The organism is Vibrio sp. ABG19, from assembly GCF_029962385.1.
Taxonomy (GTDB): Bacteria; Pseudomonadota; Gammaproteobacteria; order Enterobacterales; family Vibrionaceae; genus Vibrio; species Vibrio ostreae.
Window position 1 is genome coordinate 703,571 of the sequence record NZ_CP071707.1, and the last position, 12,933, is coordinate 716,503.

At 48.4% G+C, this 12,933-nt stretch carries 15 protein-coding genes; 7 read left to right on the top strand and 8 right to left on the bottom strand.

What is annotated here, in order from left to right; translation table 11 throughout:
- Positions 1-222: 222 nt before the first annotated feature.
- Entirely contained in the window at positions 223-426 is a 204-nt protein-coding gene (locus J0X00_RS03115; RefSeq protein ID WP_136487422.1) for a ribosome alternative rescue factor ArfA, read from the top strand.
- A gap of 13 nt (positions 427-439) precedes the next feature.
- On the opposite strand, the gene J0X00_RS03120 is transcribed toward J0X00_RS03115, so the two are convergent.
- Positions 440-571 (bottom strand): hypothetical protein, encoded by a 132-nt coding sequence (locus tag J0X00_RS03120; protein WP_282476277.1) that lies wholly within the window; start codon positions 569-571, stop codon positions 440-442.
- Positions 572-997: 426 nt separating this feature from the next.
- On the opposite strand from J0X00_RS03120, the gene J0X00_RS03125 reads away from it, so the two are divergent.
- The 5 genes from J0X00_RS03125 (at position 998) to J0X00_RS03145 (ending at position 5,094) form a co-directional block, all read left to right on the top strand.
- Positions 998-1,348, top strand: a complete 351-nt coding sequence (locus J0X00_RS03125) for an NADH:ubiquinone oxidoreductase (RefSeq protein ID WP_136487456.1) — start codon at positions 998-1,000, stop codon at positions 1,346-1,348.
- Between the two features lie 270 nt (positions 1,349-1,618).
- Complete coding sequence (locus J0X00_RS03130) at positions 1,619-1,858, top strand: hypothetical protein (protein WP_282476278.1); 240 nt, start codon at positions 1,619-1,621, stop codon at positions 1,856-1,858.
- A gap of 190 nt (positions 1,859-2,048) precedes the next feature.
- Complete coding sequence (locus J0X00_RS03135; protein ID WP_282476279.1) at positions 2,049-3,053, top strand: response regulator; 1,005 nt, start codon at positions 2,049-2,051, stop codon at positions 3,051-3,053.
- Entirely contained in the window at positions 3,053-3,493 is a 441-nt protein-coding gene (locus J0X00_RS03140) for a PAS domain-containing protein (protein ID WP_136487419.1), read from the top strand. The genes J0X00_RS03135 and J0X00_RS03140 overlap by 1 nt, the downstream gene beginning before the upstream one ends.
- A gap of 128 nt (positions 3,494-3,621) precedes the next feature.
- Positions 3,622-5,094, top strand: a complete 1,473-nt coding sequence (locus J0X00_RS03145) for an NAD(P)H-hydrate dehydratase (protein WP_282476280.1) — start codon at positions 3,622-3,624, stop codon at positions 5,092-5,094.
- 127 nt (positions 5,095-5,221) lie between these two features.
- Here J0X00_RS03145 and J0X00_RS03150 read toward each other — a convergent pair whose 3' ends face one another.
- Together J0X00_RS03150 and J0X00_RS03155 are read right to left on the bottom strand one after the other, a co-directional pair.
- On the bottom strand, positions 5,222-6,217 hold the full coding sequence (locus tag J0X00_RS03150; RefSeq protein ID WP_218561748.1) for a 2-hydroxyacid dehydrogenase: 996 nt from the start codon (positions 6,215-6,217) through the stop codon (positions 5,222-5,224).
- A 143-nt stretch (positions 6,218-6,360) separates the two neighbouring features.
- On the bottom strand, positions 6,361-6,918 hold the full coding sequence (locus tag J0X00_RS03155) for an outer membrane beta-barrel protein (protein WP_218561749.1): 558 nt from the start codon (positions 6,916-6,918) through the stop codon (positions 6,361-6,363).
- A gap of 595 nt (positions 6,919-7,513) precedes the next feature.
- On the opposite strand from J0X00_RS03155, the gene J0X00_RS03160 reads away from it, so the two are divergent.
- Positions 7,514-8,557 (top strand): GMP reductase, encoded by a 1,044-nt coding sequence (locus J0X00_RS03160; RefSeq protein WP_136487414.1) that lies wholly within the window; start codon positions 7,514-7,516, stop codon positions 8,555-8,557.
- Positions 8,558-8,699: 142 nt separating this feature from the next.
- On the opposite strand, the gene J0X00_RS03165 is transcribed toward J0X00_RS03160, so the two are convergent.
- The 5 genes from J0X00_RS03165 to cydB form a co-directional block, all read right to left on the bottom strand.
- Positions 8,700-9,107: a hypothetical protein gene (locus J0X00_RS03165; protein ID WP_282476281.1), complete on the bottom strand. Its 408-nt coding sequence runs from the start codon at positions 9,105-9,107 to the stop codon at positions 8,700-8,702.
- 537 nt (positions 9,108-9,644) lie between these two features.
- Positions 9,645-10,601, bottom strand: a complete 957-nt coding sequence (locus J0X00_RS03170; protein ID WP_282476282.1) for a hypothetical protein — start codon at positions 10,599-10,601, stop codon at positions 9,645-9,647.
- Positions 10,602-10,952: 351 nt separating this feature from the next.
- Positions 10,953-11,207: a hypothetical protein gene (locus J0X00_RS03175; RefSeq protein WP_218561756.1), complete on the bottom strand. Its 255-nt coding sequence runs from the start codon at positions 11,205-11,207 to the stop codon at positions 10,953-10,955.
- A 569-nt stretch (positions 11,208-11,776) separates the two neighbouring features.
- Positions 11,777-11,899, bottom strand: coding sequence for a DUF2474 domain-containing protein (locus J0X00_RS03180; protein WP_282476283.1), 123 nt, complete (start codon positions 11,897-11,899; stop codon positions 11,777-11,779).
- 19 nt (positions 11,900-11,918) lie between these two features.
- Complete coding sequence (cydB, locus tag J0X00_RS03185; RefSeq protein WP_282476284.1) at positions 11,919-12,926, bottom strand: cytochrome d ubiquinol oxidase subunit II; 1,008 nt, start codon at positions 12,924-12,926, stop codon at positions 11,919-11,921.
- Positions 12,927-12,933: the final 7 nt, after the last annotated feature.

Sequence of the window (12,933 nt, forward strand, 5' to 3'; positions counted from 1 at the left end):
TAGAGTAATCCCGGGGGTTGTCAATCGAATCTTCACTCAACGACGACGCTTTTTCAGTTTTTATCAAATTTTTTGCTCTTCGTACGCTTTTTGTGCAATTGAGTATCTATTAAATGCAAAAAAAAGCGGCTTGAATGGCAGTGCAGATGATTGACTCAAAGAAAATTAGGCGCACAATACGCGACGAAATAGCTCATCATTTTGTCACCCAAGGAGGTATCAATGAGCCACTCAGCAAAACCGGTGCGCGGACATCAGTGTGCAGACACCGAGTTCGGACGCGGCACCATTAAAGACAACGCACTGAAAGCCGTCGTGACGAGTCAGTTATTCAGACAGCGAGTTGAGAAAGCGAAAAAGGGCAAAGGCAGCTTCAAACGTAGCATGAAACATAAAGGGAGAGAGACCTATTCCAATGCTGCTTAAGAGATGCATTCGACTAGGTTTTTTCCATCCCCCAGCTCTCTTCATAAACTGGTTTTTCATCATTAATAAAGAAAGGCGCTGTCAAAAACAGCGCCTTTCTTGCATTTTTTGCCCTTCCTGCCGCGTACCGGTTTTTTGTAATCATTTGTTACTGCGCAGACTCTGAGAGTCCTGATATGGGGGAATTGTGTCTTAATCAGTTTGCGGCCCCTGTTTTGCTGATGCCGTTCAGTAACGGCTTAAGTGTTGCCTTATTTTCGCAATCTCAGGTTACCGCAGCGCAATAGAGTTGGTTGTGGTCACATTTTCAGCAATGAAACAAAAATTTACAACCGTTAAAAGTTTGTATCAAAACGCACATTCAGACTCACCTTAGCCCTGTCAGGTGCTGCTATTACTACTTGAGTGGCGATTGAATTTTAACCCTCTTTTAACAAAGTTCGGGCGGTTAAACTTTGTACGCATTTTTACGATTTACGGCTACTTGCAATAAAAATCAGATCAGCGAAAATGCGCACAAAATGAGATTCCATTATTGAAAGTGTGCTTTTAAAGCAGAGGTAATCCTATGATAAAGCTGTTAGTGATCATGATGACATCGGTGTCAGCCGGCGTAGCGTCTGCTGATCATTTACATTCTTTTATGCTCGGCCTGTCAGTGGCAGCCCTGGCGGTAGGAAGCTGCTACTGGTTTGCGTTTCGTAGCACCCGTTTCCCGGAGCTTGCGCTGTTTTTGCTGATTTGCGGCTTACTGGCCAAAGTCGGTGTGACCATTCTTGGTGTTGCCTGGGGCATGTCGGCTCAGTTGATAACATCACCTATCGTGTTTGCGCTGTCTTATCTGTTCTTCTCGATTGTGGTCACCTACCTGTGGTTTACCTACCGCGACAGCATGACTAAAGCACCGGAGATCTCAGCGTAGTCAGGCCCTGTGCGCGGTAAACGACGGCGTAAATAGTGTGATTCGATAAAAAGAGGCTTCGGCCTCTTTTGCTATTTCTCCAGTTTAACTTTTACTCTTTTGTCTGTTCAGACAGCTTTATCTGAAGCGGGGATAGCGTCGTGGACGAGGTTTGAGGGATAAGTGATCTGAGGAGATAAAGTTCGACTATAGTTCTACAGCCACAGCGCTGTATTGTTAATACACTGAGCTAATACACTGAGCGCTAAATAGTAAGGAAAGGGCGGACGTATGGAAACCACACTGTTTTGGATTGAAAAAGCCGTTTTAGTGGCCGGGATTATATTTGTACTGACCGGGATTACTCAGTACGGCAAGCGCAGTCATGACTGGAAAGGCGTTGTGACGATGTTTTACAAGCGCATTCCGATGACGGTGGCAGAGTATAAATGGTATCGCCTCGGCATTGCGATGGTGGTGTTTGCTGTGGTGCTGCGCATCATTGTACTGACCCTGTGGCCGGGGTACTGAATTCCCTGCTTCGTAACACGGATGATCTCTTACCCGGCTCGCACATTAACCGCACGCGGGGCGGATTAATCCCGCCGCTAATTTGAGCGAACAGTCGAGTTATCAATAAGTAAGCCTAATATTCTGGCTTGCGGGGCAAAAATGGGTATACACTCACTGTTACACCCACATCAGCACGGACGGTCACTGTATGTCGTATTCCATACTCATTTGTGATGACTCGGCCCTGGCCAGAAAGCAGATGGCGCGCTCGCTGCCCGCCGCCTTAAACGCCGATATCACCTTTGCTACTCACGGTCTGGAAGCGCTTGCGCTGCTGGAGCAAAATTCCTATCAGCTGATGTTCCTTGATTTGACCATGCCAGAGTTGGACGGCTTTGGCACGCTTGAAGCCATGCAGTCAAACAATGACTCGACGCCGGTCGTGGTGGTTTCCGGTGATATTCAGCCCAAGGCCAGAGAACGGGTCATTGCGCTGGGGGCGAAAGCCTTTATCCAAAAGCCAATCAGTCAAACCGATCTTAATGCGGTGATTCGCGAGATTCTTGAGCCGCCGACTCAACCGAGATTGGTGACGCCGATCAGCATCGAACTGCCGGTTTTGCGCCGCCGTGACATTTATATGGAAGTGGCTAACGTTTCCATTGGTCGCGCTGCCGATGCGCTGGCACGTCATTTCGATGTGTTTGTCCAGCTACCGTTGCCTAACGTCAATATCTTTGAAGTGAGCGAATTGCATATGGCGCTGCGTGATCTGGCTGACAACAGTCAGGTTTCGGGGGTATGCCAGGGATTCAGCGGTGAGGGGATTGCAGGTGAAGCTTTAGTGCTGCTCAGTGATTCCAGCGTGTCGGATCTGAAAAAACTGATGCAGGTTCCGGCAGAAAGTGTCGAGCTGGAAGAGCTCGAGCTGCTGATGGATGTTTCCAATATTCTGGTCGGCTCGTTTCTTAATGGCCTTGGTGAACAGGCGGAAGTACGCTTTTTCCAGAGTGCGCCGGTATTACTTGGCCAACATATTTCGATCGATTCGATCATTGAATCTACCGCAGGATCGTTTAAGAAAACCATGACCTTTGAAGTGAGTTACAACATTGAAGGCACCTCAATTCGCTGCGATCTGCTATTTATGTTTGTGGATGAGTCACTGCCGCTGCTGGATCACAAACTGGCTTACCTGATGGAGGACTTCTGATGCTGACTTTACCGGCTGAATTTGAGCAGTTCCACTGGATGGTGGACATGGTGCAGAACGTAGACATGGGGCTGGTGGTTCTCGATCGTGATTACAATGTGCAGGTATGGAACGGGTTTATGACCCACCACAGCGGCAAGCAGGCCCATGATGCCATCGGACAGTCGTTGTTTACCCTGTTTCCTGAAATCCCGCCGGAGTGGTTCAAGCTTAAAACCAAGCCGGTGTACGATCTGGGTTGCCGCAGCTTTATCACCTGGCAACAGCGCCCTTATCTGTTTAAATGTCGTAACGTCCGTCCGGTGACCCAGCAGGCGGAGTTCATGTATCAGAACATTACGCTCAATCCGATGCGCACGCCGACCGGCAAAGTGAACTCACTGTTTTTGTCGGTGCAGGACGCAACCGCTGAAGCGCTGATGACGCTGCAAAGCCAGTGAGCGCCTGGTAAACAAACAACTCACCACGCAAAAATGGTGCAAAGCCAAGGAAGCCCTTGGCTTTTTTGCATACACTTTAAGCTCAGTTGCTGCCGCGGGATCCCCATTATCCTGCAAGGAGAAGAACCATGCCGTTACCCAAAGTCTTCTACACTGCCGAACAAGTCAAACAAGGTGAAGCCATGGCTGCGAAAACCATAGGGCTGGAGATGTTCAGCCTGATGGAACGCGCAGGCCAGGCGGCTTTTACCGTCGCTTATGCTCAGTATCCGGGCGCTCATCACTGGCTGGTGTGTTGCGGCGGAGGCAATAATGGCGGAGATGGTTACATTGTCGCGTGTCTGGCACGTTCACTCGGCGTGCAGGTGACGGTGTGGCAATATGGCGACCCAGAGCAACTGCGCGGCGATGCACTATCGGCGTACTATCACTGGTTGGATCATGGCGGTGAGGTCTATCCGATTGACGATGAAGTGCCAAGGGATGTCGATCTGATCATTGATGCCTTGCTTGGCACCGGATTAAGCGGCACAGTGCGCGAGCCGTTGCAACAGTTGATTGATACGCTGAATCGCAGTCCGGCACCCATTGTCGCGATCGACGTGCCATCCGGCTTATGTGCCAACACCGGTTCGGTGCTGGGCGCATCGATTCGGGCCACCCATACGGTGAGTTTTATCGGTCTCAAACAAGGGTTGGTGACGGGTAAAGCGCGTAACTATGTCGGCGATCTTAATTTTGCCGGACTGGGGGTGGAAGAGACGTTCAATTCGCAAAATACGCCGACTTTACAGGCCATCGACCCTAAGTCGATCAAACAGCTCCTGACCAAGCGTGAACCGAGTTCTCATAAAGGCAGCCATGGAAAGGCATTGATTATCGGTGGCAATGAAGGTTTGGGCGGGGCAGCGATTCTGTCTGCCAAAGCGTGCGCGCGCTGTGGCGCCGGTTTAACCGCGACTCTGATGCACGCCAGTAATATCATGGCTATGCTGGCTGCCTGTCCGGAAATCATGGCTGCCGGCTGGAATGAAATGTCATTCATCGATGAGCGGTTGCAGTGGTGCGATGTGATTGCTGTCGGGCCTGGTTTGGGCCGTAATGATACCGCGCGTCATATCATGCAGCATGTCGAAAGAAGTGAAAAGCCCAAAGTACTGGATGCCGATGCGCTGCATTTTCTCGCATTGTCCGGTGGGTTTGACGCCCAGCGCATCATTACGCCGCATCCGGCGGAAGCGGCAAAACTACTCGATTGTAAAGTCAGCCAGATAGAAGCGGATCGCTTTAGTGCGGTCAAAGCTCTGTATAAGAAATTCGGTGGTGTGATTGTGCTCAAAGGTGCCGGTACTCTGGTGTATGACGGCCAGCAGACCTATGTGTGCCTGGCCGGTAATCCGGGCATGGCAACCGGTGGCATGGGGGATGTGTTAACTGGCATCATCGCATCTTTATTGGCTCAGGGCCTGAGCCTGACTGATGCGGCGAAGCTTGGTGTGCAGATCCACAGCATGGCGGCAGACATGAACGCCAAGGAATTTGGCGAGCGCGGGTTGCTCGCCAGTGATCTGTTCAGCTATCTGCGTCAGTTGGTTAACTAATTCAGTTGGTTAACTAGGTCCGTTAGTTAACTGGGTCCGTTAGTTAACTAGGTCCGTTGGTGAAATAAGTCCGTTGGTGAAATAAGTCAGTTGTTCAACTCAGGGGCTGATCAGATTGAGATAATACTCAGTTAACCAGTTCGTTGCCGGATGTGCTGCCTTGCTCGAATGCCAGCACATTGTTGAGTGTGGTTTCGGCAATATTGTGCAGCGCATCTTCGGTCAGAAATGCCTGGTGGCCGGTAAACATCACATTGTGGCACGCCGACAAACGGCGGAAAACGTCATCGACAATGACATCGTTGGACTTGTCCTGGAAGAACAGATCTTTTTCGTTGTCATACACATCCAGGCCAAGCGCGCCGATACGGCCACGTTTCAGCGCTTCGATGGCGGCCACTGAGTCCAGCAGCTCACCACGACTGGTGTTGATGATCATCACGCCGTCTTTCATCTGATTGAATGCAGCTTCATCCAGCAGGTGGTAGTTCTCTTTGCTCATCGGGCAGTGCAGCGTAATGATGTCACTGTTGCTGAACAGTTCTGGCAGGCTGACATACTTGGCCCCTAGTTCAATGGCAACCGGGTTTTGGTACGGGTCAAAGCAGAGAATATTCATCCCCAGACCTTTCAGAATACGCATCGCAGCCACGCCAATTTTACCCGAGCCAATTACGCCGACCGTTTTACCGTAAAAGTTAAAGCCAACCAGACCTTCTAGGGAGAAGTTGGCATCGCGGGTGCGTTGGTACGCTTTATGGTAACGACGGTTAAGGCACATCATCAGACCGATAGCGTGCTCGGCAACGGCTTCCGGAGAGTAGGCTGGTACACGCACAACCTGCATGCCGAGACGTTTGGCCGCATCGAGATCAACTTTGTCGAAACCGGCGCAGCGCATAGCAATCAGGCGGGTACCACCGTCATACAATTTAGTGAGAACCTCCTCACCTAGATCGTCGTTGACAAACGCACAGACCACTTTGCAATTCTGCGCCATCTGGGCAGTTTTCTCGGTAAGACGGAAATCGTGAAAGTGCAGCGTAAATTTATCGTTATCAACGATTTTACGAAATGAGGTTTCGTCGTAAGTTTTCGCGCTGAAAAAAGCGATATCAATCATAACAGTCTCCTTAAATAAGACCTGACTTCAATTAATTATCGCTATAGTTAAACGGATACGGCAAAAAATAAACCACATCTTTTCTAAGAGAATAAGGTGAGCGCAATGTGTGTGCTTTTTGCTCACCTTGGGTGATGTCTGTGCTACAGGCGAAGGCGGGCACCGACCGATACCGAGGTGCTGTCATAACCATGTTCCAGATCCTGATACGTGATTTCAGCACTGAGCTGTACATTCGGATTATTTGGCATCTGGATACGCGCCCCGGCACTGACATAAGGATTCACTCCGGAGTGGGTGGTCGATGTACTCGGACTGGCCGAGACGTTTTCCTCTTTCAGCTCGGTATAAGCGGCGCCGCCACGGGCAAACACAGTGGCAAACGAGCTGAAAGGCAATTCGACCCGGGCACCGGCCGAATAACTGTCATATTTAGTTTCGATGGCATTGCCGTTGCCATCGCGTAATTTCGCTTTGTTCGATAAAGTGCCGTTATAGCCTAAATCCACTGCCACAAAGCTAGTGATGTAGTAACTGTAACCGAGTGAGGTTGTCAGCACTTCATCGCTGCTGTAGCCGTTGTCGAGGTCGGTATAGCCGACATCGGCACTGAACTGGTGCTCGCCCACAGCGGCGGCCAACGGTGACAAAGCCGAACACACTGTGCCCAGCACCACTGCGGTTATCCATCTGCTATTCATCGTTATTCTCCCGGAGAACGCTCATTATTGTTGTTGATTCATAAATGAGTTGGCCCGCAGTCAGCACACTTCAACTAGCACGTTGAAAGTTCAGGGCCCAGCACTCATTTCGTCGGTTTTGGACTCAGGTCAGCCATCAATCACATCTTTGTAAACATAGAAGAAATTAGCCGAGGGAGCTGCGTTTGATGAATAAAACGCCGATCAAGGTAGCAAAAATCATTATCAACAAGAGCAAATAAGTAACGAAAAAGCGTCGGGATTTGTAAGTGATGGTAAGGTGTTTAATCGTTGACCAGGTGGATGTATAAGCAGGGTGTTTAGTAACTTACTGTATTTTATCAATAAATAATTTTGATGAGATAAAATGGGACTCTGTGCGGGGGAGCAGGTATGGAATCTTTGCCAGCGTAACACAAAAAAATGTCAAATATCAGACTTGCCGGAAAGAAATCACGGCCTATAATGCTGAAAACCGGAGCGTCTGCCAACGCTCCGGTTTTTTTGTGTCCGCAAAGTACTCAAGTCTGCCAACCTGGGTACTACGCATTCTGCAAAAGAGACACAATTTGTGAATCAATCAAGGAATTACATAATGCGCATCGAACAAGAACTTAAGTTAGGTTTCAAAGATGTCCTGTTTCGCCCGAAACGTTCAACCTTAAAAAGCCGTTCTCAAGTAAATTTAACCCGCGAGTTTACCTTCAAGCATAGTGGCCGTCAATGGGCGGGTGTACCTGTTATCGCCGCCAACATGGATTCGGTCGGTAGCTTTGGGATGGCGCACGCGCTGGCTAAACACGGCGTGATGACTGCTGTGCATAAACACTACACAGTGGAAGACTGGGCGGAGTTTGTTAAAGACGCTGATACGGACACGCTGAACCATGTGATGGTATCGACCGGTACCTCAGAAGCGGATTTTAAAAAGACGCAGGACATCATGGCATTGAGCGATGAACTGATTTTCATCTGTATCGATATTGCCAACGGTTACTCAGAGCACCTGGTGGATTACGTACAACGCGTGCGCGCCGAATTCCCCGACAAAGTGATTTCAGCCGGTAACGTGGTGACGGGCGATATGGTCGAAGAGCTGATCCTGGCCGGTGCTGACATCGTTAAAGTGGGCATAGGCCCGGGTTCGGTGTGCACCACACGCGTGAAAACCGGTGTTGGTTACCCACAACTCTCTGCCATTATTGAATGTGCTGATGCCGCGCATGGTCTGGGTGGCCGTATCATCGGTGACGGCGGCTGTTCATGCCCGGGCGATGTTGCCAAAGCTTTCGGCGGCGGCGCGGATTTCGTGATGCTGGGCGGCATGCTGGCTGCACATGAAGAGTCGGGTGGTGAACTGGTTTCCGTCGACGGCGAAACCTTCATGAAGTTCTACGGCATGTCTTCTAAGAGCGCGATGGACAAGCATTCCGGCGGCGTTGCCGGTTACCGCGCAGCTGAAGGAAAAACCGTACTATTGCCGTACCGCGGCCCGGTTGAAAACACCATTCAGGACATCCTGGGTGGCGTGCGCTCAACCTGCACCTACGTAGGCGCATCAGAGCTTCGCGAGCTAACCAAGCGCACTACATTCATCCGTGTGCAAGAGCAAGAGAACAACGTCTACGGTAAAGAGTAATCCGATAATACATCGGAAATATCGAACTAATGAGAGCCGCTTTTTAGCGGCTCTTTTTTACGTCAAAAATGGAAAGTGGCTAGTGAAAGTATGGCTCAACGCCAATGATGTACTAGCTAATCTACCTAGATTTTACCCATTTTCAGTAAATACTTGTACCCGCATTCCTATTGAGTTCGTCACTGTACACGTAACCGTATTTATCCATCAAATCAAAAGTGTGATAAGTCCATCCTGCTGCAAATGCTACGCCGATGAGGATGAAATATACGGATATCCTGTTAACTCTTGATATCATTTTGGATGAGTATATTTCATCAAACCTTTTCCCGTACCAAATGGTTTTAGGGAAAAGAACTACCGCACAGAGAACTGCACCGAGCCCACCAATCGGCACCAACAATACAACAGGTGAGAACGTCACCACATGCTTATGATTCAACAAATCTAAGTAATCTTGCAATGCGGTATAAGATATAAAGAACCAACCGCCGACCATAAGTAATAGTAAGCAAGCGCCTGCAATTCTCACTTTAGTTTGCTGTGGCATTTTCAAGCTCCGTTATTATTAGAGTCCGATTTTTCCATTGCTGCGTATATAAGAACTCGCTTAACCCAAAGGAAACAAGGGGCAATAAGCCCCTTGAGTGTAAATGTATTCTAAATATGTCAGTATTGCGGCAGCTTAACATAGATTAGATGTATCCCTGTCGGTGTGATTCGCGTGAGATCTCGACTATACACATATCCATATTTTTCTAGTAAGTCGAGGGAGTAGTATGTCCAGCCAGCAGCAAATGCCACTCCGATTAAGGCAAACCAAATACAAACTTTGTTTGCCAGTATAAATTGACGCTGAGTATAGAGCTCGTTCATCTTCTTCCCTGAATAAAGCACCTTTGGCAGCATCATCAAGACACAAGCAATTGCGCCGAATCCCCCTAAAGGAACCCAAAGCGTAAGAATCGATACTTGCACTACGTCCGCACGATTGATTATATCCCTATAATCACTGTAAACACCGTAGGTACACACTGCCCAAACCCCAAACGCAACGCCAAACAGAAATAAGCAAGCTAATCGAACCTTAACTCCCAGTGACACTCTTTAATTCCTCCACAATTGAATCACGCACTCTGTATTCACCCCAAAGATATTCAATACCTAAGTAAGCGATCATTACAAATATCGCTCCCGCTAGAATTGGAGCGCTCGCATAAGCAGCGGAAAATAACATAGCTTCACCGGCACCATACTGAACCAATGCTTTAAACATGTCGCTACCAACATTCCCGAACCAATCCACAAGGTGATAGTCATTGTTAAATACCAGTTCGGTGGTAGCGATTCCTGACGATACAAAGAACGTGACAACGCCGGCACCTTTGAAGTTGTCCGAGCGAGATTGAGGACTAAAACCAGCTTGCATCGATTTAAAAGAGTTCAATGGATATTTTTTACCATTCATATTGATTCGAGTTTCGTTCACAAACGCATGCTTGAGCACTTTTCCGTTATTGTCGGTACCGTTAAACGCAATGAACGTCTTACCTTTACTTTCGATTAAATCGGCTTTGATACCCATGTCGCCAAACTGTTTAGCAATAGAATGGGCGTTAAACATTGGTTCTGTATGGTTGAACCAAGATTTTGCCGTATTGATGCTTGCGGCGATCGCCGCGACATCATGTCCAGATTCGAACCAAAGGTTATGCAGAACTTTATGCGCATCTTTTAAATCAGTAATGAGAACATGTTGATGATTCTTAGCCATTTCCTCTTGTAGTGAACACTGTGAAGTCATGGTATCCCGAAGAGAGTCATCCAGAACTTGTGAAGGGCTTCGCCGAGAAAGTACATCTGCTCGATGGGCAGCGTAGCGGTCTTCATTTGCCTGAACATAGCTCCAGCTCTCATCCGACTGGCGATAATTCTCTTGTACTTGTTGTAGATATTTTTCTTTCGGGGACAGCTTAGGCGCGGCCTTTTCAGGTAACGTATCTCCTTCTATCCAGCGCATATTGGTACGGCTCATATCCGTCATTTTTCAGTCTCTTACATCCATCATCAGTGCATCATAAAGGTAAATACTGCTAGGCAAAAATTTGCCCGATCGGTGTGACCTGTCTGAGTTAAATATGCAACCGATTGTAATTTGGCTAGTCTTGTTTCAACTAACGAGCCCGATGGAATATGGACAAATATCACAAAAAGTGTGGAAAACTCCGCCGTTGGTGTCGCAAATCTTAATGCTCAGAAAAAATTAACCAAGCTTTGGGTAAGCACATCCGTCCCCAGTTTCATCATCAAGCATTATCTATTTTATCGACAGTTTTTTAACGAAGTGAGCAGACAATATCAAATCGCTAACTCTCGATCGTCTCAACATACCCCGTCAATAAGCGTCAAGTATCCAATTAGTGGCGTAGATGGTGATAATGATCAGAAGGGTCAGAATGACTGGAATGGCGAGCATCTTGGCCAACTTTTTCTTGAAGCTTTGTGGTTCAAATACCACGCCTTCTGCTTCTTTTACCCGTCGATCTTCATCAAAATGCCATTTAATCGCAAAGTAAGCGCCAATCGCTGTCACAATGATCTTAAGTGCGCCTGCAAAGTAAGGAAAGAAGTTAAACCAACCGTTGCTCATTATCTATCTCCATCAAATTCAATATCTACTTACGTTAGAAAAACCAAAGGCTTATGTTTATCTGGCTTAATACCCATTTGGTATGATTTGTTTTATTTTGCTGTTTTTCCGCCATGCTAAAAGGTTTGCCGGTCTTGATGTAGATACAGAATGTAATTTTAAACATATAACAGTTGTTTGATTAAACTGTTTATCATTCTCTTGGCTGAGATAAATATAATGCCGCGTGTCCGTTTATCAAGCGCCGACATTGGCACATCAGAGCTTTGATTACGATTAAGCGCACGACATTCATCCGTGTACAAGCGCAAAATAACAACGTGTAAAGTAAAGAGTGATTTGGCTGGTATTGGAGAGTGTGAATGATGAGAGCGGCGTAGCGGCTCTTTTTACACCGACAATGATATGTCGTTAGTTTTGGGGAGGTTTACTGTGGCAGAAATGCTTCGGATAAGGTTTATATCGTGTTTGGTATTGGCTCGGTCACACACTGATTGGCGCACAAAACCCCCGGAATCAAGCGAAAAACCGGGGATGGAGATAGAAGCCTCGCAAGCTCAATGGAAGGGTTAAGATTTCAGTCCGGCTGCGGTCATCAGCAGGCGAAACCCAATGGATACTGCACCAAGGGCAGCGATACTGGCGGCCCAGATGACCAGCATCCAGCCCCACTGTTGGAGATTCTTTTTCATCTTTTCCCCTGCTGTTATGTTAGTGATAGGTTTCATCTTCGTTGACCTTGCCGGCGAAGACGTAATAGCTCCAGAAGGTGTAGGCGAGGATAACCGGAATGATCATAGCGGCACCAACCAGCATAAAGCTTTGGCTCTTGTGGGGAGCCGCAGCCTGCCAGATGGTGATGTTGGGCGGAATGATATTCGGCCAGATACTGATCCCCAGTCCTGCAAAGCCAAGCAACACGATGAGCAGCGCCATGATAAACGGGCTGCGTTCACGGCGGTTACGCACGGATTTAGCCAGTTTGAGGCACACCAGGGCGGTAATTAGCGGTACCGGTAGCAGGTAATAGAGGTTCGGCAGTGAGAACCAGCGCTCGGCAATCGAAGGATAAGCCAGTGGCGTCCAAATACTTACCATTACCAGAGCTGCGATCATTGTAAGCAGTGTTTTGTAGCTCAGCCTATACAGGATGTGCTGTAACTCTCCTTCGGTTTTCATGATCAGCCAGGTGGCGCCGAGCAGGGCATAGGTCGCGAGCAAGCCCAGGCCGCAGAGCAGCGGGAAAGGCGTCAGCCAGTCGAGCTGACCACCAATGAACACCCGGTTTTGGACATCAAAGCCCTGAATCACCGCACCGACGACTATACCCTGGCAGAAGGTGGCTAAAACAGAGCCGGCCATAAACGAGCGATCCCAGAATTGCAGATGGTTGGGCAGGGCCTTAAAGCGGAACTCAAACGCCACACCACGGAAGATCAACGCGATCAGCATCAGGGTTAATGGGATGGTCAGGGCTTCGCTGATCACCGCATAAGCGAGCGGGAATGCGCCATACAACGCCGCGCCGCCCAGCACCAGCCAAGTTTCATTGCCGTCCCAGACAGGGGCAACGCTGTTGACCATCATGTCTTTATGTTTGTGATGCCTGATGAAGGGCATCAGAATGCCGATGCCGAGATCAAAGCCGTCCATCACAATATACATCAGGGTGGCGAAGACAATGATCGCGAACCAAATCACGGATAAGTCAAATTGCATAGTGTTT

Bases quoted from the DNA above. Each gene is read 5' to 3' on its own strand.
- J0X00_RS03180 (WP_282476283.1), bottom strand. From the start codon at position 11,899: ATGAAAAAGAATCTCCAACAGTGGGGCTGGATGCTGGTCATCTGGGCC.
- cydB (WP_282476284.1), bottom strand. From the start codon at position 12,926: ATGCAATTTGACTTATCCGTGATTTGGTTCGCGATCATTGTCTTCGCC.
- J0X00_RS03120 (WP_282476277.1), bottom strand. From the start codon at position 571: ATGATTACAAAAAACCGGTACGCGGCAGGAAGGGCAAAAAATGCAAGA.
- J0X00_RS03115 (WP_136487422.1), top strand. From the start codon at position 223: ATGAGCCACTCAGCAAAACCGGTGCGCGGACATCAGTGTGCAGACACC.
- J0X00_RS03175 (WP_218561756.1), bottom strand. From the start codon at position 11,207: ATGAGCAACGGTTGGTTTAACTTCTTTCCTTACTTTGCAGGCGCACTT.
- J0X00_RS03150 (WP_218561748.1), bottom strand. From the start codon at position 6,217: ATGATTGATATCGCTTTTTTCAGCGCGAAAACTTACGACGAAACCTCA.
- J0X00_RS03145 (WP_282476280.1), top strand. From the start codon at position 3,622: ATGCCGTTACCCAAAGTCTTCTACACTGCCGAACAAGTCAAACAAGGT.
- J0X00_RS03170 (WP_282476282.1), bottom strand. From the start codon at position 10,601: ATGACGGATATGAGCCGTACCAATATGCGCTGGATAGAAGGAGATACG.
- J0X00_RS03155 (WP_218561749.1), bottom strand. From the start codon at position 6,918: ATGAATAGCAGATGGATAACCGCAGTGGTGCTGGGCACAGTGTGTTCG.
- J0X00_RS03165 (WP_282476281.1), bottom strand. From the start codon at position 9,107: ATGCCACAGCAAACTAAAGTGAGAATTGCAGGCGCTTGCTTACTATTA.
- J0X00_RS03160 (WP_136487414.1), top strand. From the start codon at position 7,514: ATGCGCATCGAACAAGAACTTAAGTTAGGTTTCAAAGATGTCCTGTTT.
- J0X00_RS03140 (WP_136487419.1), top strand. From the start codon at position 3,053: ATGCTGACTTTACCGGCTGAATTTGAGCAGTTCCACTGGATGGTGGAC.
- J0X00_RS03130 (WP_282476278.1), top strand. From the start codon at position 1,619: ATGGAAACCACACTGTTTTGGATTGAAAAAGCCGTTTTAGTGGCCGGG.
- J0X00_RS03135 (WP_282476279.1), top strand. From the start codon at position 2,049: ATGTCGTATTCCATACTCATTTGTGATGACTCGGCCCTGGCCAGAAAG.